This is a genomic window from Kitasatospora sp. NPDC048298 (assembly GCF_043201465.1).
Lineage (GTDB): Bacteria > Actinomycetota > Actinomycetes > Streptomycetales > Streptomycetaceae > Kitasatospora.
Window position 1 is genome coordinate 81,436 of record NZ_JBICYZ010000025.1, and the last position, 26,860, is coordinate 108,295.

Below are 26,860 nucleotides of genomic sequence, written 5' to 3' on the forward strand. Positions count from 1 at the left end.
GTCCGCATCCACCCCGAAGGGGGCAACCGCATGAACGACATCCGCCGTGTGGCCGTCGTCGGCGCCGGGCAGATGGGCTCCGGCATCGCCGAGGTCTTCGCCCGTGCCGGCCTGGACACCATCGTCTGCGAGAACGGGGCGACCGCACTGAGGGCCGCCCGCAGCCGGATCGACCGCTCCCTGCACCGCGCCGTCGACCGGGGCCGGATCAGCGAGGAGCAGCGCACCGACGCCTGGGCCCACCTGCTGTTCGCCGACGACCTGGAGGCGCTGGCCGACCGTCAGCTCGTCGTCGAGGCCGTCGTCGAGGACGAGGGAGTCAAGAGGGAGGTCCTCGGCACCCTGGACAAGGTGTTGTTCGCCGAGGACGCAGTCCTGGCCACCAACACCTCGGCCATCCCCGTCACCCGCCTGGGCATCACCACCGGCCGGGCCTCCCACGTGCTGGGCCTGCACTTCTTCAACCCGGCCCCGGTGATGCCGCTGGTCGAGCTGGTCTCCTCCCTGCACACGGCACGGGCCGTCCTCGACCGGGTGGAGACCTTCGCGGCCGAGGTGCTCGGCAAGCACGTCATCCGGTCCCGGGACCGGGCCGGCTTCGTCGTCAACGCCCTGCTGGTGCCGTACCTGCTGTCCGCGATCCGGATGGCCGAGGCAGGCCACGCCAGCCCCGAGGACATCGACGCGGGCATGGTCCACGGCTGCGCCCACCCCATGGGGCCGCTCCGGCTCGCCGACCTGATCGGCCTGGACACCGTCGAGGCGATCGCCCGCTCGATGTACGACGAGTACAAGGAGCCGCTGTACGCCCCGCCGCCGCTGCTCTCCCGGATGGTCGAGGCCGGGCTGCTCGGCCGCAAGAGCGGACGCGGGTTCCACTCGCACCGAGCGGTGTAGCGAAGGGCGCGCGCCTCGCCGGTGCCCGGCCCCTGTCGCGGAAGGCCGGGCACCGGCGAGGCCTTGTGCTGTCGGTCCGACTCGTCGAGACGGCGTCGTCCTGGGACCCGGCCGCCCTCGAACCACTCACCCGGTGACGTACCGGGCCGGCCGGACGTTCCCGCGGCAGCACTCCGGCCGTGGACCCTGGTGAGGTGCAGCGGGTCCGCGCGCCCGTCGGCCGCGATCGCGTTCCGCCCCGTCGAGGACAGCGCGGTGCACCGCCCGGGCCAGCCGGGCGCCCCAGAGCGACCGCGGGCCGCCGAACGGATCGACCTCCCCACGCGCGTCCGGTGCCCGGACCGCCACGCACACCGCGTCGGACGGCGTGCCCGAACAGGCGTAGCCGGCGTCCAGGAGAGCCTGCACCTTGGCCTCGGTGGCGGTCGCCAGCAGGTTCACCAGGCCCGCATCGGACACCGGCGCCGGAACGACCGCGAGGATGTTGATCGTGCCGGGAACGTACCGGGCGGGCGCCGGGACGGCGGGGACCGGGGCGGCGGTGGGGGAGGCGGCGGCCCAGGTCGGGACACCGATGCCGGTCGTCACCAGGGCGACGGCACCGTTGTCCTCGGCCCAGGTGGAGTCGTCGACCTCCGCCGCGGTCATCAGCCCGACGCCGGGCCCGCGCAGGCCTTCGGCCTCCGCGAGTTCCGCCAGATGCCGGTCGGGGTCCATCCGGTCGTAGCCCGCCCGGACCTGGGCGTTCAGCACCCAGCCGCGCTCGCCGATCCCGCCGCCCAGGACCGCGCTGCTGACCATCCGCCAGCCCGGGCCGGCCTTCCACACCAGCTGGTGGCGGCACGATCCGTCCTCCGACCGGGCACGTCGCAGGACCACGGGTCGCCGGGCGTCCGGCACGAAGCTTTCCGTTGTCCTCACCTCGGAACGTCGGGGATGCGGTCCCTCCGGCCCTCCCGGGGCCTCCGGTGATCACCGACCGGCGGGCTCGTGCGGATCCTAGCGGTCCGCGGAATCCGCGGATCCACAGGCCGGGCGTGTACGGATTCCACAGATTGGCATGCTGGATCACCGGCCGTCCTGCGGGCAGGCTCGAATACTCCCCGCGGTCCGCAACGGCCGGGTATGGGTCCTCGAATGCCCGTCCTGCTTCAACCGTCCCGGCCCAAGGGTCGTCCGCCGCGCCGAGGTCCTGGTCCATGTCCTCCACGGTGTCCGCGCTGGTGCGGCAGTGGCCTTCGAGGAGGCCAGCCCCCGGCCGTAGCAGGGTGGAGCCGTCGAACCCGACCGTCACCCGCAGCGGCGCCCGCCACGGCAGCCGTCAGGGCCTCTTCTCGGAGGCCGGAGTGTGCGGCAGGAGCGCGCGGATGTCCGCGAGCAGGTCGGCGATCCCGCGTCCTTCGGCCAGGGGGCCGCCCGCCGGTTCGACCTGGCCGACGGGCAGGTGCGCCAGCACCCGCTCGACCTCGCCCAGCAGTTCCTGACTGCGTCGCAGGTCGAGCCGGAGTCTCGCGACGTGTGCCTGTGCTCCGCCCAGCTGGCGGCGGGCCGACTCCAGTCCGGCATGCTGGCCGGGGGTGAGGAGGATGACGTCGACGCCGTCCACCGTCGCCGTGCGGGGCTTCTCGCGCTTGGTCACGTGCTGACCTCTCGGTTCAGGTGGACGCCGCGTCGGCGGGCCGTGCGGCGGTTCCCGGGTCCGTCGGTGCTCCGGGCGCGTCCGCTGCCTCGAAGCGCACCGTGGGCTCGAAGTTGGCGCGGCGGGCGGCGCGGCGGAAGACGGTGAGGACGGCCGGCCCGACGACGAGGACGGCGGTGAAGGTGGTGACGGCGCGGCCGGTGTCCCAGCCGAGCGAGGTGGCGAGGTCGAAGAGCAGGTAGCGGTGCCACTGTTCGGTGAAGGGCAGGCCCGGCAGGTAGGCGATGGAGCTGTTCGGGTCGGTGGCGAACGGCCAGAAGGAGAGGTTGAGCAGGAAGCCGAACAGGTAGCCGGAGAACGCGCCGTAGGCGGCCAGCATCGGCACCTCCAGACGGGGCCGGGCCTTCGGCAGCAGTCCGGCGAGCATGCCGACGAAGGCGCAGCCGAACATCTGGTACGGCATCCAGGGGCCGACGCCGCCGGTGAGCAGGGCGGAGGCGAAGAGCGAGGTGCAGCCGAGGGTGAATCCGAAGCCGGGGCCGAAGATCCGGCCGGCCAGGACGAGGATGAAGAAGACGGTCTCCACCCCGGCGGTTCCGGCGCCGAGGGGGCGGAGTCCGGCGTTGACGGCGGAGAGGACGCCGAGCATGGCGAGGGCCTTGGCGTCGATGCCGCCGGCGGAGATCTCGGCGATGACGACGGCGAGGACCAGGACGAGCAGGGCGCCGAAGATCAGTGGCGGGGCGTAGTTGGAGCCGAACGTGCCGGGGGCGACGACGAAGGGCCAGGTGAAGGCGACCAGGCCGATGAAGGCGGCCAGGGCGACGACGACGCGGGCCCGGCCGGGGATCCGGACGGCGGTCACCGGGTGGCCTCCGCCGGTTCGAGGGCCTCGGCGACCTGCCGGGTGGTCAGGTAGGGCAGCGGGGCGAGGATCTTGGCGGTCTGCGGGGCGAAGGTGGGCGAGGCGACGATGACCTCGGCGGTCGGGCCGTCGGCGACGATCTCGCCCTCGGCCATCACGACCACCCGGTCGGCGGCGGAGGCGACGAACTCGACGTCGTGGGTGGAGACCACGACGGTACGGCCTTCGGCGGCGAGGGCGTCGACGATGCCGGTGAGCGCCTTCTTGGCCTGGTAGTCGAGCCCGCGGGTGGGCTCGTCCAGCAGTACGACCGTTGGTGCGGCGGCCAGTTGGATGGCCAGGACGAGGGCCAGTTTCTGGCCTTCGGAGAGGTCCCGGGGGTGGGTGTCGTCCGGGATCCCGGGGGCCAGCCGGTCCAGGATCCGCCGTGCGGTCGGCCCGTCCGCGCGGTCGGCCTCCTGGTCGCTCTGGGCGAGCTCCTGGGCGACCGTCTCCAGGTAGAGCAGGTCGGTGGGGGTCTGCGGGACGAGCCCGACCAACTGCCGGGCCCTGGCCGCGGGAAGGCGCTTGGGGTCCTCGGCCTTCCCTCCTTCGGCGCCGGTGATCTTCACGCTGCCGCCCTGCCGGGGTCCGGAGCCCTGCAGGGCCCACAGCAGCGAGGACTTGCCGGAGCCGTTGCGGCCCATCAGCGCGGTGACCTCGCCCGTGCGCAGCACCAGGTCGACGTCGCGGACGGCGGCCACCGGCCCGTACCGGACGACCACGCCCCGGGCGTCCAGCACCGGTTCCCCCGCCACCGCTGCCCGGCGCGGCGGGGGAACCGGCACGTTCGTGAGCCGTTCGCGCAGCGGCCCGGCGGCGCGGCGGGCGTCCCGGACGGACAGCGGCAGCGGCCGCCAGCCGGCCAGGCGGCCGAGGTCGACGACGGGCGGCGCGATCGCGGTGTGCCGGAAGACCTCCGCCGGGGGCCCGTGCACGACCGTCCCGTCGCCGGGCAGGTAGGCGACCCGGTCGGCGTACTGGACGACCCGCTCCAGGCGGTGTTCGGCCAGCAGGACGGTCACGCCGAGGTCGTGCACCAGCCGGGTGATCGCGGCCAGCACCTCCTCGGCGGCGGTCGGGTCGAGCGCGGAGGTCGGTTCGTCGAGGACCAGGACGCGCGGGTGGGCGGTGAGCACGGAGCCGATGGCGACGCGCTGCTGCTGCCCGCCGGAGAGCTCGTGCAGGGCGCGGTGGCGCAGGTCGGCCAGGCCGAGCAGGTCGAGGGTCTCCTCGACGCGCTTGCGCATGACGTCCGGCGGGATCGCCAACTGCTCCATGACGTAGGCCAGTTCCTCCTCCACCGTGTCGGTGGTGAAGCCGGCCAGCGGATCCTGGCCCACCACACCGACCACGTCGGCGAGTTCGCGCGGCGGGTGGTGGGCCGTGTCGCGGCCGTCCACGGTGACCCGGCCGCGGAGGGTGCCGCCGGTGAAGTGCGGCACCAGGCCGTTGACGGCGCTGAGCAGGGTGGACTTGCCGGCGCCGGTGCGGCCGACCACCAGGCAGAGCTCGCCCTCCGGGACGTGCAGGTCGACGTCGCGCAGGACGGGCGTGCCCTCGCCGTCGTACACCACACTGACCTGGTCGAATCGGATCACGTGCTCACCTCGGAGGTCGTGCGGTCGGTACGTGTGCGGTCGGTGCGTGTGTCGCCGGCCCCGCGGGGTGCGCCGGCGGCCACCGGCGTACGGCCGGGCGGCGGCGAGACGATCCCGGCAGCGCCCGCCAGCAGCAGGGCCAGCACCGGGACGAGCGGCAGCGCAGGCCAGGTCAGCGGGTAGAGGGAGGGGTTGAGGTCGGTGGCGTCGTAGCCGACGGTGGCGAACAGCAGGACGGCGGCGGTCACCCCGCAGCCGGCGACCGCCCATTCGGCGGCCCGCCAGCGGTCCGGGCGGTAGGTGGTGCGCCGCACCCGCCGGCCGCCGAGCAGCAGGCCCGCCACGCAGAGCACGGCGCCCGCGAGGAAGGCCGGCAGTCCGAGTGCGGCGGGAGCCGTGCCGTCGAGGAGCCCGTACACCCCGGCGCACAGGCCGCACATGCCGAGCAGCATCAGCGCGCCGGTGAGCCGGCGGGAGCGCCGGGAGGCCGTGCCGGAGCGTCCGTAGCCGCGGGAGTCCATCGCGGCGGCCAGGTGCAGCGAGCGCTCCAGCGCGTCCTCCAGGACCGGCACCACGATGCTGCGCAGCGCCCGGACGCCCTTGCGCCGACCGGCGCGCAACCGCCGTGCCCGGGCGACGCGTTGGACGCTCTGCACCAGCTGGGGCGCGACGCTGAGCGACACCGTCACGGCGACGCCCAGCTCGTACAGCGCGCCGGGCAGCACCCGCAGGGCCCGCTTGGGGTTGGCGAGGGTGTTGGCGGCGCCGATGCAGCAGATCAGGCAGGCCAGCCGCAGGCCGTCGAAGGCCGCGGAGAGCGTCGCCTCCAGGGAGACCGGTCCGCCGATCCGGATCCCCGCGTACCAGTCGGGGGTGGGGATGTGCGGCAGGGAGAAGAGCAGGTGGTCGTTCGGGGTGATGCCGGTGGCGAAGACGCACCGGAAGAGCACCCGGATCGCGACCACGGTCAGCGCCACCCACAGGTAGTAGCCGAATCCGCGTGCCCACGGGGCCTCGCTGCGGCGGGCGGTGACCACGTAGCCGAGCACGGCGAGGACGAGCAGGAGCAGCAGCGGGTTGGTGGTGCGGCTGGCGGCCGTCGCCAGGGCCAGCGCCCAGGCCCACCAGGCCAGCGGGTGCAGGTTCCGTGGGACGCGCCGGCCCCCCGCGGCGCGCGCGGTGGTGCCGTGCCGTGGGGAATCGTGCTTGTCGAGCATGGTCACCGGATCACTCGGCCCGTCGGCGCCGCTGCCGCGCGGCGACCAGGGTGGCCACGCCGACCACCGCGAGGAGGACGGCGCCGATCAGGGCGGGGAGCATCGACCCGGTCTTGTGCGGTGCGTCGGCCGCCGGGGCGGCGTCCACCACGGCGGGACCGGCCGCGTTCGTGGAGGTCGGGGCCCCGGTGGCCGCGACGGCGGTGTCGGTGGCGGTCGCCGACGGCGTGTCGGTCGGCTGGGCGGCGGGCGTCTCGGCGGGGGCGGTCGGCTCGGTGGGAACGCCGCCCGGGTCCGCGGCGGACGGTGCGGGGGCCTCGGCCGACGGGCTCCCTGGCGCGGGGCGACCGCCCGCGGCGCCGCCCGCGGGCGGCTGCTTCACGCCGCCGGACGCACCGTTGGCGCTCCCGCCGGAGGAACCGGATCCCGCGGAGGTGCCCGAGCCGCCGGAGGAACCGGCGCCGCCCGATGTCCCGCCGCCGGAGCCGCCGGAGCCGCCGTTCGTGCCGCCGTTCGTGCCGCCCGAGGAGCCCCCGGCCGGCGGCTGGGGCGGCTGAGGGTCGGTACCCGAACCGCCCGGGGTGGTGTTGTGGGCCCGGACACTGTCCGGTGAGAAGGTCGGGCGGCCTTCGGTGCCCTCGATGTTGGTGCCGCCGAAGATCCACAGGTCGACGCTGCCGGGCTTCGGCTGGTAGAGCATCGCGCCGAGCTGGCTGTAGGACCACGTGTTCTGCCCGGGGTCGGCGTGCCAGTACGACCAGTAGGCGGTTGCCGGGGGCGTCAGGACACACTTCTCCTGGTCCGGGGTCGGGTACTGCTTGCCGCCCTGGAAGCCGCTGTAGCCGATCCGGCAGATGAACGCCGGACCGTCGTGCCCGGTCCCGGTGGTCTTCCAACCGCCCTGGTTGAGCAGGGTGTAGCCGGTGGTCGGGGTGGTTCCGCAGGACCGCAGCAGCGGACCGCCCCACTTGCCGAAGTCCACGGCGAGCACCACGCCGGAGGTGGTGGTGCACTGGTCGATCGGCAGCGATGTCGCGGACGCCGGGGCCGTGCCCGCGGCGACGCCGCCGCACGCGAGGGCGAAGGTCAGGGCCGCCGCCCCGGAGAGTCGCGCGAGGCGCCCGCCGAGTGCCCGGCTCACCGGTGCCGCCCCGGGGCGGCCGCGGTACGGCGACGGGCGATCAGGACGGCCGCGGCGCCGAGCGCGGTCAGCGCGCCGGCACCCGCCGTCAGCGCCAGCGCCTGGGTGCCGGTACGGGCCAGGCCGCCGGAGCCGCTCCCGGCCTGGGAGCCGCCGTCCACGGCCACGGCCGGCGTGGTCGTCGTGGCGGGACCGGTCGGGCTCGCCGTGCCGGTGGGCGTCGCCGGGGGAGTGCCGGTCGGCGTCCCGGTCGGGGTGCCCGTCCCGGTCGGCGTGGGCGTGGGTGTCGGCGTGCCCTGGAGGCTGCGGGCCAGCGTGCCGAAGGAGATCCCGGTGGCACCGCCCAGCACCTGCGTCGAGGCGCGGACGTCCGAGCCCGGCTGCCCGGCGGAGGCGACGTTGAACCCGCCGTCGCTGTTCTGCTGGCCGGCCAGGAAATCGAGCGCCTTGGCGATCTGGCCCTCGTAGGCGGCCTTGCGCAGCGTCATGCCCTGGACGGCGAGGGCCGCCGAGTTGGTCGAGTGGCCGGCCGCACCGGGGAAGCCGCCGTCGGGCAGCTGCTGGGCGGCGAGCCAGCCGAGCCCCTGGTCGACGGCCCGGGCTGCGGCGTCGTCGCCGGGGACGAGGGCGAGGGCCATGACGGCCATCGCCGTGCTGTCCACGTCGGAGTCGCCGGTGGCGGGGATCAGGCTCGGCCAGGAGCCGTCCTGGTGCTGGAGGCCCTTCAGGTAGGCGATGGCGGGGGCGGCGTTGGCGGCGTCCCCCGCCCGGAGCTGGGCCATGATTCCGAGGGCCTGGGAGAACACCGACGTCGCGTAGCCGTAGTTGCCCGGGGCGTCGCAGCCGGTGCTCGGATCGGCCTTCGTGCACACCAGGGCGGCGAGGGCGGCGATCAGGTCGTGGCCGCCGAAGGCGCGCGGGTCGCGTCCGACCACCTCGGCGAGCAGCGCCTCCTTGCCGATCGAGCCGCCGCCGGCGTACTCGGTGCCGATGCCCGTCCAGGTGTTGACGGTGCGCTCGCTCGCGTCCTTGCCCTGCTGGTCCAGGAAGTCGACGATCCCGCGCAGCGCGGCGTCGTCGGTGCCGGTGGCGGCGAGGGCGTAGGCGCCGTCGATGGTGAGGCCGAAGTCGGCGAAGGCCGGGAAGCCCTCGTAGTAGTGGCCGTCGATCAGCCGGGCCGGATCGGTGAGGTAGGCGCTGCCCCTGGCGGCGTCGGGCTTCCGTCCGGCGGGCGGGGTCGGCGTCGTGCCGGTGCCGTCGGGGTTGTGCCGGACGCTGGTGAGGTCGGTGCCGGTCAGGGCCAGGATCGCCTGCTCGGTGGCGGCGGCGTCGGGGTCGGTGGTGGAGGCGTCGGGGCCGAAGCCGCCGTCCTTGTTCTGAAGGGCGGCGAGCCAGGCGGTGGCGGTGGCCCGGTGGGCGCCCTGGCCGGTGGCCTTGAACGCCTGGGCGGCGCTCGCGGTGCTGAGGGTGTCGCCGGGGGCGCCGGCGTACGGGAGGAGGGAGCCGTCGGGCTGCTGGCTCGCCGCGAGCTGGTCGGCGGCCTTCCGCGCGGCCGCCTCGTACCCGGGGGCCGTGCGCAGGGCGAGGACGGCCATGGCGGTGGTGAGCGGGTCGGATTCGCAGTGCTCACCGGCGACGATCATCGATCCGGCGATTCCGCCGTCGGCGCACTGGAGGGCGGTGAAGCGGGCCAGTGCCGCGGCGGGCGGCGTGACGCCGGCGCGCTGGAGGGCGATGACGCCGAGGGACTGGACCCAGGGCGAGGCCGCGCCGAGGAAGTCGCCGGCGGCGGTGCACCTGCCGTTCTCGCCGGCCGCGGTGCAGACGTGGTCGGTGAGCGCGGCGATCAGGTCCCGGCCGCCGAAGGAGCGGGGGTCGCCGCCGGTGCTCTCGGCCACGAGGGCCAGCAGCGCGGCGGCCCTGGTGTCGGGCTGGGCGCTCGGGCCGTCGGGGTACAGGAACGCGTCGGTGCGGGCGGTGAGGAAGGCGAGTACCTTGCGCAGGGCCGGGTCCTGGCTGCCGGAGGCGGCGAGCGCGACGGCGGTGAGGGCGGTCCGGGGGTAGTCCGGCCCGGGGGCGGCCCAGTTCTCCATGTGGTCGCCGCCGACGAGCTGACCGGCCAGCCACGCGGCGGCGGCCGCCGGGTCACCGGTGGCGGAGGGCCCGGTCGGGGTGGCGGTCGGGGTCGGGGTCGCCGAGGGCGAGGTGGAGGGCGAGGGGCCGCCGTTCTTGGCCCGCACGGAGTCCGGGGTGAAGCTCGGCGCCCCGCTGGTGCCGCCGATGTCGGTGCCGCCGTACACCCAGGCCTCGACCTCGCCGGGCTTGGGCTGCTGCGTCCCGGCGCCGAACCGGCTGTAGGACCAGGTCTGTTGGCCGGGTTCGGCGATCCAGTACGACCAGTAGGCGGTGGCCTGCGGGGTGTTGACGCAGGGCTCCTCGGCGGGCGTCGGGTACTGGACGCCGCCGTTGAAGGTTCCGGTGCCGAGCCGGCAGATGAAGGCGGGCCCGTCGTGCTCGGTCCCGGCGGTGGTGAAGCCCGCGCTGTGCAGCAGGTTCATCCCGGTCGTGGGGTGGGCGTCGCAGCCCCGGACGACACCGCCGCCCCAGTGCGTGAAGTCCACGGCGACGATCGCGCCGGTCGTCGCCGTGCACTGCTCGACCGGGTCGGCGGCGGCGGTGCCCGGGAGCCCGAGCAGGACCGTGCCGCAGGCGGCGGCCGCGACGGTGCCTGCGACCACCAGGGACCCGAGGTCCCGGTTTCTGTGACGTGCGCGACTGCTGCTGACCCTCACGACGACTCCCCGGTCGGTCGACGCGGGAGACCACGGCGCAGCCTACGGCCGCCCGTGGACGTGAACACGGGGCCGTCAAGAGCTGCGTCGTAGTCCGCGACGACGCAAGTGCTGTGTGAACAGACCCCCGGTCCAGGCATTCCGGCTCACCCACCGGTGGTGGGTCTACGGTTGCGGGTCAGCGCCGGAGTTGGACCGGCTTCCCCTGAATGCCGAGGGCGAAAAACCGATTCATCAGACCACGGCGTCCGACGGCGAGTCAACGGGTCGTCAGGTAGGTCACACCACCTCGTCGGCCGGTCCGCCGTGCGGTAGCGTCCGCGGTGGCCGAGTGGGGGAACCCGGTGCGACTCCGGGGCTGACGCGCAGCGGTGTGGGGTGGCGGTCGAGCCGTCCCGAGCCCGAATGCCCGCCCGGCCGCGCACCACGGCGAATGCCGGCCCACGCGATCCGGGCGGCGACCGCTCCGGCAGTCGCGCGCTCCCGAACGGACGCCGGGCCTCCGGGGCAGGGTCGGCGCCCGCCACCCCAAGGAGCCTGACCCGTGCCCCTCCCCACCCCGAAGCGGACCACCACGGCCCGTGCCGCCTCCGCGGCCACCGTCGCCCTGACGGCCGGAGCCCTGCTGCTGACCGCCGTCCCCGCCCACGCGACGGCCACCCCGGCCCAGATAGCCACCTCCAAGAGCACCGGCGTCACCTACCTGAAGTCCCTCCAGGCCGCCGACGGCAGCTACGCCACCGGCGGGCTCTCCAACGAGTGGGCCTTCAGCGCGCTGGCGGCCGCCGGCACCGCCGCGGCGGACGTCACCCCCGGCGGTGACACCACCAAGAACGCCCGCCTGGTGTACCGCAACCAGCTCGCCGCCGCCGGCTGGCCCGGCGGCTCGCCGGTGGTCACCGACTACGAGCGCGGCATCCTCAACTCCTACGCGGCCGGCATCGACCCGGCCCGGGTCGGCCCCGGCCGCAACCTGATCGCCGACGCGGTCGCCTACTGGCAGAGCGCCGAGCCCGGCTACTACGGCCCGTCCGCCAACTTCAACGGCACCGTCTTCGGCCTGCTCGCCCTGGCCGGGGCGAAGACCCAGGCCGGCGCCCAGCGCGCCCCGCAGGCCCTGCTGAACGCCTCCGTCACCGCCGTGCGCGCCAACCAGCACAACGACGGCGGCTGGAACTACAGCAAGGCCGCGGGCGACCCGACCGCGCTCGCCCAGGGCAGCGACATCGACATGACCGGTGCCGCGATGGCCTCGCTGTGCGCCGGCGGCGTGCCCAACACCGATCCCGCGATCGTCGCCGCCAAGAACTTCCTCAAGGGCAAGCTCGCCTCGTCCGGGGCGTTCAACGCCATGTTCGGCGTGAACACCGACTCCAACGGCTGGGCCGTGTCCGGCCTCAACGCCTGCGGCATCAACCCCCAGGGCGCCGACTTCACCAGCGGCACCGGCAAGACCCCGGTCGACTTCCTCATCGCCCAGCAGTTCAAGCCCGGCGGCGGCTTCAAGTACCTGCCCACCGACACCACCCCGTCCCCCTACGCCTCCGTGGACGGGCTGCGCGCCGTCGCCGGGGCCGGGTTCACCGCCACGCCGCCGGCCCCGACCATCGCGGGCGAACCCACCTGGGCCGCCACCACCGGCTTCACCGCCGGCACCGCCGCCAGGCTCGCCCTGGTCGTCGACGACGGCACCGGCACGCCCAAGGTCTGCGCCGTCACCCTCACCCCGACCGGCACCACCGCGACCCTCGGTGACGTCCTCGACGCGGCAGGCAGCGCCACCCCGGGCGGCTGCGTCACCTCCGTCACGCCGTCCACCGGCGGCGGCACCGTCACCGCGCTCAACGGCACGGCCAACAGCGGCTCGTCCACCTGGCAGGTCAGCCTGGACGGCGGCGCCGTGACCGGCGCCACCCGGGCCACCACGGTCCACCTCGGCGACACCGTCTCGCTGCGCTACGGCAGCTGACCGCACGGCGCCGGAGGGGAGCCGACCACGGGTCGCCTCCCCTCCGGCGGGGCAGAACCACGACGGCCCGACGGATCCGCCGCCGGACCACAGGACAGGGGGAACGGATGCCGACGGGTGTTTCCGGATGGGTGGCAGGCGGCTACGTGGCCTTGGTCGGCGGGCTGGCCGTCCTGGGCGGGCTGACGGAGAACGGGCGCTACTACCTCGCGTCGATCGTCCTCACCCTTCCCGTCGGCCTCGTCGCGCTGGCCGCCGTCTACCTCGCACGAGGGGTGCTGACCGGCATCGGCGGACTGTTCACCGAGACCACACTGCCGAACGGCGAGGAACCCGGCTGGCTGACCACGGCCGGCATCGTGGCCAACACGCTGCTGTTCACCGTGGCGGCCGTCGCCACCGTGTTGCTGGTCGAGCGCTTCGTCCGCCGCCGGAGGGTGGCGCACGGCAGGTGAACCCGGGCACGCGGTGCCCCGGCCCCCACGTGGCAGGGGCCGGGGCACCGGCGTCGCGTCGGACGTCAGGGCGCCGTGATGCCCGGCTGGGCGCCGGCGCCGAAGGACCAGCCCTCGACGTCACCCGGCGCCGGGTTGTAGCTGCCCGCGCCCAGGCTGCTGTACGACCAGGGGCCGCCGTGCTGGGCGTGCCAGTACGACCAGTAGGCGCTGCCGGTCGGGTTGGTGCAGGTCGTCGGCAGCGCGTTGATCGTGCAGACGAAGCCCGGGTAGCGCGGGTGGAAGGCGTACGAGAACCCGGCGCCGGTCAGCGCGGCCAGGCCGCTGGCGGGGTCCCCCGGCGCGCAGCCGGTCTGGATGCCGCCGCCGACGGCGGTGAAGTCGACCACGACGGTGACGCCGGTGGTGCCGCTGCAGGCGGCGGCCCGGGCCTGCGGGGCCTGGGCGGCGGAGACGCCGAGCAGGCCGGCGGTGAGGGCCGCGGCGGCGGCGATCGAGCCGAGCGTGCGGCGGGCGGGGCGGGATGCGGTTACGGTGTCGGTCATCGGTGAACTCCTCGCAGTCTCGGGCTCGTTCAGCGGGTGGCCGGTGCCGGGCAGGCCAGGGTGGGGGAGTCGGGACGCGCGCCGGCGGCGGAGAGCGTCGACAGCGGGGTGCCGGCGAGGCCGAGGACGGCCTGCGCGGTGGCCCGGGTGCCGCTGGCCGCGTTGAAACCGGTCGCGTCGTAGGCGACCGCGCCCCGCACCGCCGGATCGGCGGAGCAGCCCTGCTGGAACTTGACCAGCCGGCTCCAGCCCTTGAGGCCGGTGCCGAAGCGCCCGCCGGAGAGCAGCGCCTGGGTGGCCAGGCCGGTGGTGTTGGCGTTGGAGGTGGTGGCCCCCGCGGCCGCGAAGCCGCCGTCGGCGTTCTGGTGGGCGGCCAGCCAGTCGAGGCCGGTGTTCGCCTTGGCGGTGCGGCCGGTGGCGGCGAGGGCCTGCACGGCGAGGGCGGTGGCGTCCGGGTCACCGGCGCAGGTGGGTTGGCCGAAGGAGAGGGGGAAGCCGCCGTCCGCGCACTGGCTGTTCGCGAGGAAGTCCACGGCCGCCGTCGGGGCGTCACCGGGGGTGCGGTGCAGGGCGATCAGGGCCAGTGACTGGCCGAAGGCGTTGCTGTAGTCGCCCCACTGGGAGCGGTCGGAGAAGCGCCCCTCCGTGGTCTGGAGGGAGCGCAGCCGCGAGGGCAGGTCGACGCCGCCGAAGCTCGCGGGGTTCGCGCCGCGCACCTCGACGGCGAGCAGCAGCTTGGCGGTCGCGCCCGCGTACGCCTCGGTCGTGCCGTCGCCGAGGTAGCCGGAGAGGATCTCGGGCTTCGCCAGCCAGGCGGTCGCCTTGGCGGCGGCCTCGTCGGAGCTGCGCGAGGCCGCGAAGGCCAGCACGGCGTCGATGGTCAGGCCCTGGTCGGGGTAGGCGGTGCCGTTGAAGACGGACTCGAAGTGGTCCCCGTCGACGAGCTGGCGGGCCAGCCAGCCGGCCGCCGCGGCGTCGGGAAGGACGGTCCTGGACGAGGCCGTGTCGGCGTGGGCGGCGGTGGCAGCGGTGGCGGTGGCGGGGAGCGCGGTGGCGAGCGCCAGGGCGGGTATCGCGAGCAGACCGAGAGTGCGGCGGAGCGTGGGCATGGGTGCCTTTCCGGGCCTGGACGCAGGGGCCCGGAGGACAGCGGCACGGTGCCGGGGCAGCCCTCGGAGCTCCGGCCCGCAGACCACGACGGGAGGAGGGGACGACACACCTCCGCCGACGGGTAATCGGGCTCGCCGCCGACATGGCGTCGACGGCCTACCGTTGCGGGTCAGCGCCGGATTCGGACCGGACTTCCCCCATCGGCGGAGTCAGAACATGACGGCTCATCATGGCGAAACGGGAAAGATCCGGTCAAGGGATCGTGCGTCACAGCACGGTGTTCGAAGCCTCCCGTGACGCTGCTCCGGTAGGTCCTGAGCCGACGGGCGGTGCGCCACCCCGTCGAGGGGGCGCACCGCGCGGGCCGTCAGCGGTTGCGGAACTCCGGCGGGCGCTTCTCGGTGAAGGCGGCCATGCCCTCCTTCTGGTCCGCCGTGGCGAAGGTGGCGTGGAAGAGCCGGCGCTCGAAGCGGACGCCTTCGGCGAGGGTGGTCTCGTACGAGCGGTTGACGCTTTCCTTGAGCATGATCGCCGCCGGGGCGGACATCGCCGCGATGGTTTCGGCGGTGGCCAGCGCCTCGGTGAGCAGCTGGTCGGCCGGGACGATCCGGGAGACCAGGCCGGCCCGCTCGGCCTCCTCGGCGCCCATCACCCGGCCGGTCAGGCACAGTTCCATGGCCTTGGCCTTGCCGACCGCGCGGGTCAGTCGCTGCGAGCCGCCGATGCCGGGGATGACGCCGAGCTTGATCTCCGGCTGCCCGAACTTCGCGGTGTCCGCCGCGAGCAGGACGTCGCACAGCATCGCCAGCTCGCAGCCGCCGCCCAGCGCGTAGCCGGCGACGGCCGCCACGACGGGCTTGCGCAGCGCGGCGAACCGGTCCCAGGCCGCGAACCAGTCGCCGAGGTAGGCGTCGACGAACTCCAGGGACTGCATCTCCTTGATGTCGGCGCCGGCCGCGAACGCCTTCTCCGAACCGGTGACCACCAGACAGCCGATGTCCGGGTCACGGTCGAAGTCCGTTGCCGCGGCGACGACTTCGTTCATCAGGAGGGTGTTGAGCGCGTTGAGCGCCTTCGGGCGGTCGAGGGTGATCAGCCCGACCCGGCCCTTGCGCTCGACCAGGATCGTCTCGTAGGTCATGCGGTGCCCTTCCCGAGGGTGGTGATGATGGCGGAGAAGTCCAGCCCGGCGCCGTCGGCCGCCGCGAAGTCGGCGTACAACTGCGCTGCCCTGCGCCCGAGTTCGGTGGGCAGGCCGGCGGAATCGGCCGCCCCGGCGGCCAGTCCGAGGTCCTTGGCCATCAGGGCGGCGGCGAACCCGGCCGCGTAGTCGCGGTTCGCCGGGCTGGTGGGGACGGGCCCGGGGACGGGGCAGTTGGACGTGAGCGCCCAGCACTGCCCGGAGGCGGCGGAGGCCACGTCGAACAGCGCCTCGTGGCTGAGCCCGAGGCTCTCCCCGAGGACGAAGGCCTCGCTGACCGCGATCATCGAGACGCCGAGGATCATGTTGTTGCAGATCTTCGCGGCCTGCCCCGCCCCGGAGGCGCCGCAGTGCACGACCCGGCGGCCCATCGCGGCCAGCAACGGTTCGGCCTCGCCGAAGTCGGCGTCCTCCGCGCCGACCATGAAGGTCAGGCTCGCGGCCTCGGCGCCGGGCACACCACCGGACACCGGCGCGTCGACGGCCCGGTGCCCGGTCGTGCGGGCCAGGTCGGCGGCGATCCGGGCGTCCCCGACGGCGATGGTGGAGCAGTCCACGAACAGCGCCTCGCGCGCGGCGGCGGTCAGGCCCTCGTAGGCCTCCAGCACGTGCCGGCCGGTCGGCAGCATGGTGATGACCACCTCGGCCCCGGCCACCGCCCGCTCCGCCGACTCGGCGACGGCGATCCCGTGGCCCGCCGCCCGCTCACGGGCGTCCGCCGCGAGGTCGTAGCCGGTCACCCGGTGGCCGGCCTTGACGAGGTTGGCGGCCATCGGGCCGCCCATGTTGCCCAGTCCGATGAATCCGATGTCGAGGGTCACCAGCGCTCCAGGGGTGTGGTGGCGGCGAGGCCGAGTTCGCGCTCGCCGAGCGGGGCGAAGTAGCGGGCCACAGCGGCGGGTTCGACGGCGCCCAGCGCCGCCGGGCTCCACCGCGGCGAACGGTCCTTGTCGATCACCTGGGCCCGGATGCCCTCGGCGAGGTCGCCGGTGGCCAGGGCCGCGCAGGAGGTGCGGTACTCCTGGTCCAGGACGGCCTCCAGCGGGCCGAGGGCGCGGGCCCGTCGCAACGCGGCCAGCGTGGCCTTCACGGCGGTGGGCGAGTTGGCGGTGATCCGGTCGACGGCCTTCTTCGCCTCCGGTTCACCGCTGTCCCGCAGCCGGTCGAGGATCTCCTCGACGGTGCCGGCCGCGTAGCACCGGTCGATCCATCCGCGCTGTCCGTCCAGCACACCGGCCGGCGCCGGTCCGACGTGCCGTTCGAGGGCGTCGTGCACGGGCAGCTCGGCGAGGTCGTCGAGCAGCGCCGGGACCTTCTCCGTGGGAACGAAGTGGTCGGCGAGCCCACAGAGCAGCGCGTCCGCGGCACCGACGGAACCGGCGGTCAGGGCCAGGTGGGTGCCCAACTCGCCCGGAGCGAGGGCGAGCAGGTACGTGCCGCCGACATCGGGGACGAAGCCGATGCCCGCCTCCGGCATGGCCACGCGGGTCGTCCCGGTGACGATGCGGACGCTGCCGTGGGCGGAGACGCCGACGCCGCCGCCCATCACGATGCCGCTCATGAGCGCCACGTAGGGCTTGGGGTAGCGGGCGATCCGGGCGTTGAGGCGGTACTCGTCGCGCCAGAACTCCTCGACGGCGCCCCGGTCCCCGCCGGTGGCGGCGCGGTGGATGGCGACGATGTCGCCGCCCGCGCAGAAGGCCCGTTCACCGGCGCCGGTGACGACGACGGTGTCGACCCGGTCGTCCTCCTCCCAGGTGTCCAGGGCCTGCGCGATCCGCCGCACCATGCCGTGGGTGAGGGCGTTCAGGGCCGCCGGCCGGTTGAGGACGATCAGCCCGGCCCGGCCCTCCCGCTGGACGAGGACCTCCGCGGTGTCGTTCGGGGTCATCACGCGGCTCCGGTCAGGCCGCGGGCGACGATGACGCGCATGATCTCGTTGGTCCCTTCCAGGATCTGGTGCACCCGCAGGTCGCGGACGATCTTCTCGATGCCGTACTCGGCCAGGTAGCCGTAGCCGCCGTGCAGTTGGAGGGCCTGGTTGGCGACCTCGAAGCCGGTGTCGGTGGCGTAGCGCTTGGCCATCGCGCACAGCTGGGGCGCCCGGGGATCGCCCCGGTCCAGGGCGGCCGCCGCCCGCCATACCAGCGCCCTGGCCGCCTCCAACTCCGTCGCCATGTCGGCGAGTCGGAACTGCAGGGCCTGGGAGTGCAGGAGCCGGGCGCCGAACGCCTCGCGGTCCGCCAGGTAGCCGGTGGCGCGCTCCAGGGCGTCCTGCGCGCCGCCGAGCGAGCAGGCGGCGATGCCGAGCCGGCCCCCGTTCAGCCCGCTCATGGCGATCCGGAAGCCCTCGCCCTCCGCGCCGAGCAGGCGGTCGGCGGGCAGGCGCACCCCGTCGAGGAGCACCTGCCGGGTGGGCTGGGCGTTCCAGCCCATCTTCCGCTCGTTCGGCCCGAACGAGACGCCGGGGTCGTCCCGTTGGACGACGAAGGCGGACACCCCGTCGGCCCCCGGGCCGCCGGTGCGGGCCATCACCAGGTAGACCTCGGAGGCGCCGGCGCCGGAGATGAACTGCTTGACGCCGTCGAGCACCCAGGCGTCCCCGTCCCGGCGGGCCCGGGTGGTGAGCGCGGCGGCGTCCGAGCCGGCGCCCGGCTCGGTGAGGCAGTAGCTGGCGGGGGTCTCCATCGTGCAGAGACCAGCCAGCCACCGGGCGCGCTGGGCGTCGTCGCCGTAGCGGTCGATCATCCAGGCGACCATGTTGTGGATGGACAGGTAGGCGGCGATCGAGGGGCAGCCGGTCGCCAGCGCCTCGAAGACGAGCACGCCGTCGGCGCGGGTGAGCCCGGATCCGCCGGACTCCTCGCCGACGTAGACGCCGGCCAGGCCGACCTCCGCCGCCTTGCGCAGCACGTCCACCGGGAAGTGCTTGGCCTGGTCCCACTCGACGGCGTTCGGTGCGAGGTGCTCGCGGGCGAAGGTCCGGGTCGTCTCGACGATGGCGAGTTGATCGTCGGTCAGTTGCGTGTGCACGGCCCGCCTCAGCCCATCGTCGGCATGGTGAAGCTCGCGCCCTCCTTGACCCCGGAGGGCCAGCGCGAGGTGACGGTGCGGGTGCGGGTGTAGAAGCGGATCGAGTCCGGCCCGTGCTGGTTGAGGTCGCCGAAGGCGGAGCGCTTCCAGCCGCCGAAGGTGTGGTAGGCGATCGGGACCGGGATGGGCACGTTGACGCCGACCATGCCGGTGTTCACCCGGCGGGTGAAGTCACGGGCGGTGTCGCCGTCCCGGGTGTAGATGGCCACGCCGTTGCCGTACTGGTGCTCGCTGGGCAGCCGCAGCGCCTCCTCGTAGTCGGCGGCGCGGACGACGGTGAGCACCGGGCCGAAGATCTCCTCCTGGTAGATCCGCATGTCCGGGGTGACCCGGTCGAACAGGGAGGCGCCGAGGAAGTAGCCGTCCTCGTGGCCGGGGAGGCGGAAGTCCCTTCCGTCCACGACGAGTTCGGCGCCCTCCCGGACGCCGAGGTCCAGGTGGTCGCGGACGCGGTCCAGCGCGTCGCGGCCCACCAGCGGGCCGAAGTCCGCCGCCGGGTCGTCCGAGCGGCCGATCTTGAGCCCGGCGATCCGCTCGACCAGCTTCGCCACCAGGGCGTCCGCGGTCTCCTCGCCCACCGGTACGGCGACCGAGATCGCCATGCAGCGTTCCCCGGCCGAGCCGTAGCCGGCGCCGACCAGCGCGTCGGCGGCCTGGTCGAGGTCGGCGTCCGGCATCACGATCATGTGGTTCTTGGCGCCGCCGAAGCACTGCGCCCGCTTCCCGTGCGCAGCGGCGGTCGCGTACACGTACTGGGCGATCGGCGTGGAGCCGACGAAACCGAGCGCCTCGACCCGCGGGTCCTCCAGCAGGGTGTCCACGGCCTCCTTGCCGCCGTTGACCACGTTGAGCACGCCCGGCGGCAGCCCGGCCTCCAGGAACAGCTCGGCCAGCCGCAGCGGCACCGAGGGGTCGCGCTCGGAGGGCTTGAGGACGAAGGCGTTGCCGCAGGCCAGCGCGGGTGCGGCCTTCCAGAGTGGGATCATCGCGGGGAAGTTGAACGGCGTGATGCCGGCGACGACGCCGAGCGGCTGGCGCATCGAGTAGACGTCGATGCCGGTGCCGGCGTTGTCGCTGAACTCGCCCTTCAGCAGGTGCGGGATCCCGGCGGCGAACTCCACGACCTCCAGGCCGCGTTGGATGTCGCCGTGGGCGTCGGCCACGGTCTTGCCGTGCTCGGCGGACAGCAGCCGGGCCAGTTCCTCCTTCTCCTGCTCGACCAGTTGCAGGAAGCGCAGCAGCACCCGCGCCCGCCGCTGCGGGTTCCAGGCCGCCCACGCGGGCTGGGCCTGCGCGGCGTCGGCGATCACCGCCTCGACCTCGGCGCGGTCGGCCAGCGGCACCCGGGCCTGCACCCGGCCGGTGTTGGGGTCGTACACGTCGCCGAAGCGGCCGGACGTCCCGGCGACGCGCTTGCCGCCGACGAAGTGGGTCAGTTCACGGACCATCGGTTCCTACTCTCGACAGGGTCGGGGAGAGGAGGAATGGAGGCCGCCGCCGACGGGCGGGCGCACGGTGATGCGGCCGCGCGACGTCACGGTGGCGGTGGCATGACGAACCGTCAGAGCGGTTGGGCCCCGGCAGTCGTCGGCACAGGACAGCCAGGAGCAGTGGAACGGGAGCAGCCCGGAGTCATGCGTGTCGTCTCCATCCTCGTGGAAAACACGGATCACCCGCGGCCGGTATCCTGACTCCCGGATCACCGCACGCCCTCAGGCCTTCCCGGCTGGCTGCCAGTGGCCGTCCCTCACGAGGACGAACTCCCCGGTCACAGTGGCGGGACCGTGCCGGACTCACACCGGCTTCCCTGACACCGCGGACCTGCCGTCGACCATATAGTTGGACGTCCTAGTAAGTCCAGAGGGCGCCGTCTGCGCGTTGTGCCCGCCCTGAGGCCCGCCGATCCTGCGCCACCGAGCGGGCCCGGCCGGCCGTGCGCTCCCGGCTTTGGTGGGGGGTGAGGGCGCGGCGGTCCCGGCGTGCCGAGCCGCGGCCGTCGAAGGAGACCGTACGGAACGGCCCGCACCGCACCCCGCGTGTCGCGGGCTGGGCTTCGATCCGGCTGAAACGGGGTCATTCGTGTGGCGGAGTGTGGCGCGCGTCGGCTTGCGTGAACAGGGCCGCGCCCGATTCCCTGACGCCACGTCTGCCAGTGTCCGTTGGCGGGCAGCTACTTCGGGAGCAATTGTGCTTGCACGAATCATGTCCATCGCGGCCGCAGCCGTGACTCTCGTCGCGGTCCAGCCGGGCCTCGCCGTCGCGGCGGCCGACCCCAGCACCACAGTCACGTTCGCCGTCACGTCCGGCGCGTTGACGCTGACGGTACCGGCCAGTGCCAACCTCGGCTCGGGAGCGCCCGGCACCGTCATCAGCGCGCCGATCGGGCCCTGTACCGTCACCGACGATCGCGCCCTCGTCTCGGCCTCCTGGACGGTGACCGCAGCGGAGACGGACTTCACAAACGGTGTGACGACGATCGCCGCCACCGACGCCACCTACACGGTCGGGACGGTGACGACGACCGGTACCATTACCGCCACTCCAACGAACGTGACGCTGAGCAACAGCGCGCAGACGGTGCTCACCGGGAGCGCTGGTGTCGGAGACAACACCGCGTCCTGGAACCCGACAATCTCCGTCAACGTGCCCCCCAGCGCCGTCGGCGGGATCTACACCGGAACGCTGACCCAGTCCGTTGCCTGATGGAATGAAGGGCGCGCGCCGGTGCGGGGTTCTGCTGCTGGCGCTGGCCCTCGTACAGGCGGCCGGGGTGATGCCGGCAGCGGGGCATGCGGCACCCGGGTTGTCCTCCCCCCGGGACCCGGCCGCGGGGAAGACCATCGGTATCAAGCTGCTCGACGCTCCGGAAAGCCGCCGTGCGGATCCCAGGGCGCACGCCTACATCGTCGACCACGTCGCGCCCGGCTCGACCATCGAGCGGCGGGTGGAGGTCACCAACGAGTCGTCCACGCCGATGCACGTCAACGTCTACGCCGCGGCGGCCACCATCGCGAAGGGTGAGTTCACCTTCGCGCCGGAGCGCACCCCCAACGAGCTGACCGGCTGGACGTCACTCGACACGGCGGACCTTGAGCTGGCGGCCTCCGAAACGGTGCGAGTACGCGCCACCATCCGGGTGCCCGGGGACGCCGCCGCCGGGGAGCGATACGGCGTCATCTGGGCACAGACGGACACCCCCACGGACCGCTCGCACAATGTGACGTTCCAGGGCCGGGTGGGCGTCCGCATGTACATCGACGTCGGTCCCGGTGGTGAGCCACCCTCGGACTTCGAGATCGAGCGGCTCCATCCGGCCCGAGCCCGCGACGGGCGGGGGGAGGTTCGCGCCCGGATCCACAACACGGGGGGCCGCGCCCTGGACATCGGCGGGGCACTCTCCGTCTTCGACGGGTCGGGCGGACTGCGCGCCGGACCGTTCCCGGCCAGGACGGGCACCACACTGGCTCCGGGTGACGCTGCGGAGATGGTCGTCCCGTTGGACGCACAGCTGTCGGACGGCTCGTCGACGGTGGAGCTCACGCTCAAGAGCGGCCTGGTCGAGCACACCGCGCGCGCCACCGTCACCTTCCCGACGACTCCCGGTAGCACTGGAGCGGTCGCCGCGTCGGTCGCCCAGCAAGGGCACTTCCCGTCCCCTGTGGTCGCCGGGCTTTCGGCCCTCGTCGCTGCCCTGTGCCTTCTGCTCTTCAAGTTCCTCCGGCGCCGCCGGTGACCACTCCGACCGAGCCCCGCCCCCGCGTCCGGCTGATCCGCTCCGTGGGTGACGCATGAGGGTCGTCATCGAGCGCGCCACCGCTCCTTTCGCGCCGGCGTCATCCTCGCCGGCGCTCTGCGGCGCACCACTGGCCCACCCGCTGTGTTCGGCGGGTTGTCCGTCGGGTCTCGTGTGCTCGCCGCGATCACCACCGTGTTGTATGTGCGAGCGCACTCACCGAAGCGCAAAGTGATATTCGGGTCACGAACAGTAACGGCTTGTTGTCGGCGATTTGGAAGCGGAGATGTCGGTGTTCAGGCATGGGAGAGGGCGGGCTGAAGCAAGCCGCGGCCCGGGAGGAATGGGCGGCATGTTTCGACGGTGGCTGAGGGTACGGGTCCGCAAGCCGGCGGCGGTCATGATGGCCGGGTTGGCCGTCCTGGCGATCGTCCTGGCCACAGTCTGGACGGCCACGGCTCAGCGCGCCTCCGTCGCCCAGGTCAACGGCCGCACGGTGCCGGTGATCGACACCGCCGCCACCGGCCTCACCGAATCCAGTGGCAGCGCCACCACTGACCGCGGCGGCACCGAGAGCGCTGCCGGCACCGGCAGTACCGGCCTCACATTCACGGTACTCGGCCCCTCCCTGACCATCGCCAAGAGTCACGCGGACCACTTCGTCCGGGGCGAGGACGGCGTTTACACCATTACTGTGGGTAACGCCACAGCGGTCGGCCCGACCGATGGCACCACGGTCACCGTTCACGACACCCTCCCCGCAGGTCTTCGGGCCGACCGGATCACCGGGAAGGGATGGCACTGCATTCTGGCCACCCTCACCTGTACCCGCAGCGACGTCCTGCCTGCCGGGCAGAGCTACCCGCCCATCACCCTGAAGGTCGACGTCTCCTGCGACGCCCCTGCGCAGGTCACCAACACCGCTACCGTCACCGGAGGCGGTGACGCCACCATCCACACCGCCAACGACCTCACCACGATCAAGCACTACGAGCACCACGAGCACCACGGTGACGGGCACGACGGCGACGGGCACGACGGGGGTCATGACCACTGCGATCGCCACGACCCCTGAACTCAGCCCGCGTGGGCGTAGCGGAAGGCGTGCCGGTCCTCCGTCCCCGCGGTGGTCGCGGAGCGCTACTCAGCCTCGCCGGTGGCGTCCCGTGCGGGGCGGGACGCGGGCGCCCCGTGCGGCGAAAGCCCCGGGCGCTCGGGCCCTGCTGGAAGCGGTGGGCCCTCGGCACCCGGGGCTTGGAGGCGGCCGCCGCCCGCGCGGCCACCAGCTCGCCGCCAGCAGGTCCCGCTGATCGGCCGCGAGTTCTGACCCGCCTCGCGCGTACCCCACCGGCCGCGCTGCTCGACCTCGAAGACAGTCGCCTTCCCAAGTGTTCGCCTGGAAAGTCCAGTTGGGGCCGGCGATGAGGTTGCCGGCGTCCGATGGCGGCGCTGTTCGAGTATGGGACTCAAGCGGTCGCCTCCGGACGTACCCAGGTCGAACGCGGACTCCTCGAACACGGCGGCAGCGTCGGCCAGGGCGACCGCCAAGCCGACGATGGTGACCAGGTAGGCGGCGTTGACTCCGGTCCCGGCTCCGGCCTCGAAGACGCGCTGGCCGGGCCGGGCGCCGAGCTGTTCGAGCATCAGGGCGACGATCGCGGGCTGGGACGCGGCGCTGATCTGGGTTCGCCAAGAACAAGTGCGGCGACAACGCGGTGACCACGTTCCTGACCACTGGGGAGCGACCGGTGCCGGATCTCGCCTGCGTGGCCGAGACCGGCTGAGCGGACAGCCGAATCAGCCGAACATTCGACGGACAACACCGCAATGCCCCCGCGATCGACGGTGTCCCGGATCTCGTCCGGGCATGCGCCAGGACGAGATCCGGGACACCGAAAGCGCGATCCGGAGATCGCGACGGACGTGGGTGGCCATCGCCCGCCCGGCACCGCCCGGAACGATCGGGTGAGAACCGGTGCATGCCCGCAGTGCGCGTTCCGTTGGGCGGTACGGAATGGGCTACATCCACGACTGCCGGTCGTGCGAAGGCCGGCTTCGCGTTCGGTTTCGGCCTCGCACCCGACCACGCCCAGGGGCAGTACCAGGGCCTGGCCGGCATCGGCTTCGGAGCGGGCCAGGCCCTCGCCCCGGTGATCCTCACCGGGGCGGTTCTCGCGCTCGGCCATACCGGGTGGCTGCTCCTCGGCGCCCTCTTCGCGGTCGTCGGCGCGGCAGGGCCGCCGGTGGCCGCGTGGGCCGAGCGGACCCGCCCCGGGAAACCGGAAGCTTCCGTGGATCGCCGGCGACGTGGATCGCCGCTGCCGCAGGCCGGTCAGCGCTATCGAATCGGCGGCAAAACCGGTGGTGTCGCAGGGTGAATTCGCTTTTCCCGGGCCTGAAGTGCCGTGTGAGGAAAAAGATGGAGCCGGAATTCCGTCATCCATCTTTCGGCCAGTGCGGGACTGGTTCGCGCCGGTTGTGCGGAATCCGGGCTCCCGGGATTTCCGCTGGCAGGACAGTGCTGTGACAAGGGGGCGGTGCCCGTGGAGGCGAGCGCCCGTGCAGCAGAATCAGGGGGTCTACAACGGTGGCAACTCTGAACTACGAAATCCTCACCGACCCGGCTCCGCTCCAGGTGCCCAACGCGGGCGAGGAGTCCCGGGGGACGGTCTACGTCATCATCTCCAACCCGAACAGCGACGACGCGCTCTGGTACTCCACCGAGATCCAGGTGCCCGTCGGGGACAAGGACGGCGACCTGACGACCGATCCGAAAGCGTTCACCCCGCAGATCACGCAGAACACCGCGACGGACCCGGCGAACAAGCCGGCGACCGACTGGAACACCTCGACCGCCGTCTACAAGATCTCCTCCCAGGACCCCCGCTACCCCACCCTCATCAAGGGCGGCGGCTCCATGGTCGTGGCGATGGAGGGCTTCCCGGTCTCCAGCAAGCCGGGGCTGGTCCTGCTGCGGGTGACGGAGCGGGCGGCGAACATCGGCGGCTTCGTGCACCCGAGCCTCGTGACCCTGAGCCTGATCAAGCAGGAAGCCAAGGTGCCGCGGAACTTCCGTGCGAAGGACTCCCTGGTGGCCGCGGGCAAGGACGTCGTCCTGCAGTGGGACGGCCCGGACACCCTCACGTACCAGATCCAGGGCCCGGACGGCCCGCCGGAGGCCGTCCCGCCGAGGAGCGGGGCGGCGGCCGGCTGGCAGTGGTCGCCGAAGCCCGGCCAGGAGCCGAAGCGGGACGCCACCTACACCCTGATCGCCAGCTCCCCGAACGGGCAGCAGCCGAGCTACCTGCTGACCACCACCGTCCACCTGCGCAGCCCCGAGTTCGACAGTGTGACGGCGACCAAGGGCGTGTACACCCCGTGGGTGGAAGGCACGGCGCCGCGCGGCCGGATCGTCTTCACCGAGCAGGGTGCGCAGGTGCGGGACGCGTCGAACGCGCCGGGTACGGTTGCGGCCGGCAAGGCGGATGTGGAGAGTGTGACGGCGTCGGTCGGGGTGTCGACGCCGTGGGTGGAGGGGACGACGGAGAAGGGTCGGGTCACCCTCACGGCGCAGGGTGTGCAGGTGCGGGACGCGTCGAACGCGCCGGGTACGGTTGCCGCCGCCAAGGCGGACGTCGACACCGTGACCGCCGCGTGGGTGCGGGGCCGCGACAGCGGTTCCGGGTGGATCCAGTTCCCGTCGGACGGGATCACGGTCGGTCACGGCCAGGGGAACGACCTGGGCACCGTTCACGCCGAGAAGATCAGCGTGAACGGCATCAACACCAAGTGGGTCGGGGACCGCGACTCCGGCAAGGGCTGGCTCGACTTCCCGCAGTCCGGAGTGAACGTCCGCAAGGACGGACAGGAGACGTGGGGGACGGTCGCCGCCGACAAGGCGGACCTGAACGGCGTCAACACCAAGTGGGTGCAGGGGCGTACGTCCAGTGACGGCTGGATCGAGTTCCCGGCGTCCGGGCTGAACGTGTTCCAGGGCTCCGGGCACCGCGAGTGGGGGACGGTCGCCGCGGACAAGGCGGACCTGAACGGCGTCAACACCAGCTGGGTGCAGGGGCGTACGTCCGGTGACGGGTGGATCGAGTTCCCGGCGTCCGGGCTGAACGTGTTCCAGGGCGCGGGGAACCGTACGTGGGGGACCGTCGCCGCCGACAAGGCGGACCTGAACGACCTGGTCACCGACCGGGCCCAGGTCAAGCAACGCCTCACCCTGCACGGCGGGTTGACCGTCGACAACGTGCTGGAGACGCTGGACGGTCCGCCGCGGCTGGTCGTCCACGGGGAGTCGGAGTTCCGGCAGAAGGTGAACGCCAACGGCGACCTGTCGGTCGGCGGGGAGTCGGTGTTTGCCGGGAAGGTGAACGCCACCGGCGACCTGCGGGTCGGCGGGGAGTCGGCGTTCTTCGGGAAGGTGAACGCCAACAGGCACCTCTCGGTCCGCACCGGGAGTGCCTGGATCCTGCACACCAACGACGACCTGGTGGCGATCAACGGCAACCTGCGAGTCCACGGGGCCTTCCGGGCCGACAAGTGACGCCGGCTCGG

General features: G+C 73.4%; 23 protein-coding genes, 1 pseudogene and 4 riboswitches. Of the genes and pseudogenes, 9 read left to right on the top strand and 15 right to left on the bottom strand.

Annotated features, from left to right (window positions below; translation table 11 throughout):
• The first annotated feature begins 30 nt into the window (after positions 1 to 30).
• Positions 31 to 897 (top strand): 3-hydroxybutyryl-CoA dehydrogenase, encoded by an 867-nt coding sequence (locus ACGF0D_RS19925; RefSeq protein WP_392917972.1) that lies wholly within the window; start codon positions 31 to 33, stop codon positions 895 to 897.
• Between the two features lie 126 nt (positions 898 to 1,023).
• Here ACGF0D_RS19925 and ACGF0D_RS19930 read toward each other — a convergent pair whose 3' ends face one another.
• From ACGF0D_RS19930 to ACGF0D_RS19960, 7 genes are all read right to left on the bottom strand, one after another.
• Positions 1,024 to 1,776, bottom strand: coding sequence for an adenosylcobinamide amidohydrolase (locus tag ACGF0D_RS19930; protein ID WP_392917974.1), 753 nt, complete (start codon positions 1,774 to 1,776; stop codon positions 1,024 to 1,026).
• Between the two features lie 442 nt (positions 1,777 to 2,218).
• Positions 2,219 to 2,536: a hypothetical protein gene (locus ACGF0D_RS19935; protein WP_392917977.1), complete on the bottom strand. Its 318-nt coding sequence runs from the start codon at positions 2,534 to 2,536 to the stop codon at positions 2,219 to 2,221.
• A 16-nt stretch (positions 2,537 to 2,552) separates the two neighbouring features.
• Entirely contained in the window at positions 2,553 to 3,401 is an 849-nt protein-coding gene (locus ACGF0D_RS19940; RefSeq protein ID WP_392917980.1) for an ECF transporter S component, read from the bottom strand.
• Positions 3,398 to 5,041 (bottom strand): ABC transporter ATP-binding protein, encoded by a 1,644-nt coding sequence (locus ACGF0D_RS19945; RefSeq protein ID WP_392917983.1) that lies wholly within the window; start codon positions 5,039 to 5,041, stop codon positions 3,398 to 3,400. Before ACGF0D_RS19945 ends, ACGF0D_RS19940 begins: the two co-directional genes overlap by 4 nt.
• Positions 5,038 to 6,258 (bottom strand): CbiQ family ECF transporter T component, encoded by a 1,221-nt coding sequence (locus ACGF0D_RS19950; RefSeq protein ID WP_392918057.1) that lies wholly within the window; start codon positions 6,256 to 6,258, stop codon positions 5,038 to 5,040. The genes ACGF0D_RS19945 and ACGF0D_RS19950 overlap by 4 nt, the downstream gene beginning before the upstream one ends.
• A 10-nt stretch (positions 6,259 to 6,268) precedes the next feature.
• On the bottom strand, positions 6,269 to 7,348 hold the full coding sequence (locus ACGF0D_RS19955; RefSeq protein WP_392918060.1) for a hypothetical protein: 1,080 nt from the start codon (positions 7,346 to 7,348) through the stop codon (positions 6,269 to 6,271).
• A 47-nt stretch (positions 7,349 to 7,395) separates the two neighbouring features.
• Entirely contained in the window at positions 7,396 to 10,137 is a 2,742-nt protein-coding gene (locus tag ACGF0D_RS19960) for a prenyltransferase/squalene oxidase repeat-containing protein (protein WP_392917986.1), read from the bottom strand.
• A gap of 167 nt (positions 10,138 to 10,304) precedes the next feature.
• Positions 10,305 to 10,435: riboswitch (cobalamin riboswitch) on the bottom strand.
• 90 nt (positions 10,436 to 10,525) lie between these two features.
• Positions 10,526 to 10,602, top strand: a riboswitch (cobalamin riboswitch).
• A gap of 196 nt (positions 10,603 to 10,798) precedes the next feature.
• On the opposite strand from ACGF0D_RS19960, the gene ACGF0D_RS19965 reads away from it, so the two are divergent.
• Entirely contained in the window at positions 10,799 to 12,160 is a 1,362-nt protein-coding gene (locus ACGF0D_RS19965; protein WP_392918063.1) for a hypothetical protein, read from the top strand.
• 107 nt (positions 12,161 to 12,267) lie between these two features.
• The gene (locus ACGF0D_RS19970; RefSeq protein WP_392917989.1) at positions 12,268 to 12,615 is read left to right on the top strand and encodes a hypothetical protein; all 348 of its coding nucleotides are present in this window, start codon (positions 12,268 to 12,270) and stop codon (positions 12,613 to 12,615) included.
• Between the two features lie 65 nt (positions 12,616 to 12,680).
• Here ACGF0D_RS19970 and ACGF0D_RS19975 read toward each other — a convergent pair whose 3' ends face one another.
• The 7 genes from ACGF0D_RS19975 to ACGF0D_RS20005 all read right to left on the bottom strand — a co-directional run bounded on the left by ACGF0D_RS19975 (position 12,681) and on the right by ACGF0D_RS20005 (position 20,012).
• A complete protein-coding gene (locus ACGF0D_RS19975) occupies positions 12,681 to 13,160 on the bottom strand; it encodes a flagellar hook-length control protein FliK (RefSeq protein WP_392877035.1) in 480 nt (159 codons plus the stop codon).
• A gap of 29 nt (positions 13,161 to 13,189) precedes the next feature.
• Positions 13,190 to 14,269: a prenyltransferase/squalene oxidase repeat-containing protein gene (locus tag ACGF0D_RS19980; protein WP_392917992.1), complete on the bottom strand. Its 1,080-nt coding sequence runs from the start codon at positions 14,267 to 14,269 to the stop codon at positions 13,190 to 13,192.
• A 99-nt stretch (positions 14,270 to 14,368) separates the two neighbouring features.
• A riboswitch (cobalamin riboswitch) is annotated at positions 14,369 to 14,509 on the bottom strand.
• Between the two features lie 128 nt (positions 14,510 to 14,637).
• Complete coding sequence (locus ACGF0D_RS19985; protein WP_392917995.1) at positions 14,638 to 15,411, bottom strand: enoyl-CoA hydratase; 774 nt, start codon at positions 15,409 to 15,411, stop codon at positions 14,638 to 14,640.
• Positions 15,408 to 16,292, bottom strand: coding sequence for a 3-hydroxyisobutyrate dehydrogenase (mmsB, locus tag ACGF0D_RS19990; RefSeq protein WP_392917998.1), 885 nt, complete (start codon positions 16,290 to 16,292; stop codon positions 15,408 to 15,410). The genes ACGF0D_RS19985 and mmsB overlap by 4 nt, the downstream gene beginning before the upstream one ends.
• The gene (locus ACGF0D_RS19995) at positions 16,289 to 17,362 is read right to left on the bottom strand and encodes an enoyl-CoA hydratase/isomerase family protein (RefSeq protein ID WP_392918001.1); all 1,074 of its coding nucleotides are present in this window, start codon (positions 17,360 to 17,362) and stop codon (positions 16,289 to 16,291) included. Before ACGF0D_RS19995 ends, mmsB begins: the two co-directional genes overlap by 4 nt.
• The gene (locus ACGF0D_RS20000; protein WP_392918004.1) at positions 17,362 to 18,504 is read right to left on the bottom strand and encodes an acyl-CoA dehydrogenase family protein; all 1,143 of its coding nucleotides are present in this window, start codon (positions 18,502 to 18,504) and stop codon (positions 17,362 to 17,364) included. The genes ACGF0D_RS19995 and ACGF0D_RS20000 overlap by 1 nt, the downstream gene beginning before the upstream one ends.
• Positions 18,505 to 18,512: 8 nt before the next feature.
• Positions 18,513 to 20,012: a CoA-acylating methylmalonate-semialdehyde dehydrogenase gene (locus ACGF0D_RS20005; RefSeq protein ID WP_392918007.1), complete on the bottom strand. Its 1,500-nt coding sequence runs from the start codon at positions 20,010 to 20,012 to the stop codon at positions 18,513 to 18,515.
• Positions 20,013 to 20,223: 211 nt separating this feature from the next.
• A riboswitch (cobalamin riboswitch) is annotated at positions 20,224 to 20,415 on the bottom strand.
• 351 nt (positions 20,416 to 20,766) lie between these two features.
• Here ACGF0D_RS20005 and ACGF0D_RS20010 point away from each other — a divergent pair.
• The 3 genes from ACGF0D_RS20010 (at position 20,767) to ACGF0D_RS20020 (ending at position 23,372) form a co-directional block, all read left to right on the top strand.
• Positions 20,767 to 21,267 carry a hypothetical protein gene (locus ACGF0D_RS20010; protein ID WP_392918009.1) on the top strand — a complete coding sequence of 167 codons (501 nt, stop codon included), beginning with the start codon at positions 20,767 to 20,769 and terminating at the stop codon, positions 21,265 to 21,267.
• A gap of 4 nt (positions 21,268 to 21,271) precedes the next feature.
• Positions 21,272 to 22,297 (top strand): peptidase, encoded by a 1,026-nt coding sequence (locus ACGF0D_RS20015; RefSeq protein WP_392877023.1) that lies wholly within the window; start codon positions 21,272 to 21,274, stop codon positions 22,295 to 22,297.
• Between the two features lie 352 nt (positions 22,298 to 22,649).
• The gene (locus tag ACGF0D_RS20020) at positions 22,650 to 23,372 is read left to right on the top strand and encodes a hypothetical protein (RefSeq protein ID WP_392918012.1); all 723 of its coding nucleotides are present in this window, start codon (positions 22,650 to 22,652) and stop codon (positions 23,370 to 23,372) included.
• A gap of 473 nt (positions 23,373 to 23,845) precedes the next feature.
• Here ACGF0D_RS20020 and ACGF0D_RS20025 read toward each other — a convergent pair.
• A pseudogene (locus tag ACGF0D_RS20025) lies at positions 23,846 to 23,983 on the bottom strand (hypothetical protein); the annotation flags it as partial.
• A 29-nt stretch (positions 23,984 to 24,012) separates the two neighbouring features.
• Between ACGF0D_RS20025 and ACGF0D_RS20030 the strand changes: the two are divergent.
• The 3 genes from ACGF0D_RS20030 (at position 24,013) to ACGF0D_RS20040 (ending at position 26,849) form a co-directional block, all read left to right on the top strand.
• Entirely contained in the window at positions 24,013 to 24,081 is a 69-nt protein-coding gene (locus tag ACGF0D_RS20030; protein WP_392877580.1) for a hypothetical protein, read from the top strand.
• Positions 24,082 to 24,276: 195 nt separating this feature from the next.
• A complete protein-coding gene (locus ACGF0D_RS20035; RefSeq protein WP_392918015.1) occupies positions 24,277 to 24,675 on the top strand; it encodes a hypothetical protein in 399 nt (132 codons plus the stop codon).
• Between the two features lie 209 nt (positions 24,676 to 24,884).
• Positions 24,885 to 26,849, top strand: coding sequence for a hypothetical protein (locus ACGF0D_RS20040; RefSeq protein ID WP_392918018.1), 1,965 nt, complete (start codon positions 24,885 to 24,887; stop codon positions 26,847 to 26,849).
• Positions 26,850 to 26,860: the final 11 nt, after the last annotated feature.

Coding starts and splice junctions, on each gene's coding strand:
- ACGF0D_RS19925 (WP_392917972.1), top strand. CDS start 31: ATGAACGACATCCGCCGTGTGGCCGTCGTCGGCGCCGGGCAGATGGGC.
- ACGF0D_RS19950 (WP_392918057.1), bottom strand. CDS start 6,258: ATGCTCGACAAGCACGATTCCCCACGGCACGGCACCACCGCGCGCGCC.
- ACGF0D_RS19970 (WP_392917989.1), top strand. CDS start 12,268: ATGCCGACGGGTGTTTCCGGATGGGTGGCAGGCGGCTACGTGGCCTTG.
- ACGF0D_RS19975 (WP_392877035.1), bottom strand. CDS start 13,160: ATGACCGACACCGTAACCGCATCCCGCCCCGCCCGCCGCACGCTCGGC.
- ACGF0D_RS19980 (WP_392917992.1), bottom strand. CDS start 14,269: ATGCCCACGCTCCGCCGCACTCTCGGTCTGCTCGCGATACCCGCCCTG.
- ACGF0D_RS19985 (WP_392917995.1), bottom strand. CDS start 15,411: ATGACCTACGAGACGATCCTGGTCGAGCGCAAGGGCCGGGTCGGGCTG.
- ACGF0D_RS19995 (WP_392918001.1), bottom strand. CDS start 17,362: ATGACCCCGAACGACACCGCGGAGGTCCTCGTCCAGCGGGAGGGCCGG.
- ACGF0D_RS20005 (WP_392918007.1), bottom strand. CDS start 20,012: ATGGTCCGTGAACTGACCCACTTCGTCGGCGGCAAGCGCGTCGCCGGG.
- ACGF0D_RS20010 (WP_392918009.1), top strand. CDS start 20,767: ATGTCCATCGCGGCCGCAGCCGTGACTCTCGTCGCGGTCCAGCCGGGC.
- ACGF0D_RS20015 (WP_392877023.1), top strand. CDS start 21,272: ATGAAGGGCGCGCGCCGGTGCGGGGTTCTGCTGCTGGCGCTGGCCCTC.
- ACGF0D_RS20020 (WP_392918012.1), top strand. CDS start 22,650: ATGTTTCGACGGTGGCTGAGGGTACGGGTCCGCAAGCCGGCGGCGGTC.
- ACGF0D_RS20035 (WP_392918015.1), top strand. CDS start 24,277: ATGCCCGCAGTGCGCGTTCCGTTGGGCGGTACGGAATGGGCTACATCC.